The sequence below is a fragment of the Mesorhizobium sp. YC-39 genome, from assembly GCF_025753795.1.
Lineage (GTDB): Bacteria > Pseudomonadota > Alphaproteobacteria > Rhizobiales > Rhizobiaceae > Mesorhizobium.
This window is the reverse complement of record NZ_JAOWPS010000037.1, coordinates 1-591: the sequence shown is the minus strand read 5'-3', so window position 1 is coordinate 591 and position 591 is coordinate 1. Positions and strand designations below refer to the sequence as shown.

Below are 591 nucleotides of genomic sequence, written 5' to 3'. Positions count from 1 at the left end.
ATTGGCTGACCGACGCCCATATCACTGCGGATTACGGGCTCCTGGGCCAGGAGTTGCAGGGACGTTCTCCGGATCTGGCTGCCCGGACGCGCCTCGTGGATCCCCTCATATCATATCAACTGCGCTTGATCCCCGAGCGCGATGCACTCGGCGAATTCCAGCGCATAGTCCATAATCAGAATGAGGAGGATACGGCCGACTTCCTGTTCCTGCCAGTGAACGATGGCCGTGCTGGCGTTCCTGATAGTGGCAGCCACTGGTCGCTGCTGCTCGTTGATCGCCGCGACCGGGAAAACCCGGTCGGCTATCACTACGACTCGCTGGGAGCGTACCACCGCCCCATTGCAACGGAGTTCGCAGCAAGGCTGGGCGCCAGCCTGCGGCCAGTGCGCATGGCCAAACAGCACAACGGTTATGATTGCGGCGTCTTCATGCTGGAGGCCACGCGGGAGCTGGCTCGACGGTTGGCGCAAGAACCGCGGCTGCGGCGCGAGTCCCTGCACCTCGACAATCTGGTCGCCGATCGCCAGGCACTCCAGGAGCGGCTCGCGCGAATTTGATGACGCGCTCGGGCTGATGGAGTGGCTGGGG

1 protein-coding gene is annotated in these 591 nt (G+C 63.3%); it reads left to right on the top strand.

Annotated features, from left to right (window positions below):
• Nucleotides 1-560: C48 family peptidase (locus OHD62_RS35570; RefSeq protein ID WP_263792425.1), on the top strand; the 560-nt coding region annotated here is incomplete at its 5' end.
• Nucleotides 561-591 lie beyond the last annotated feature (31 nt).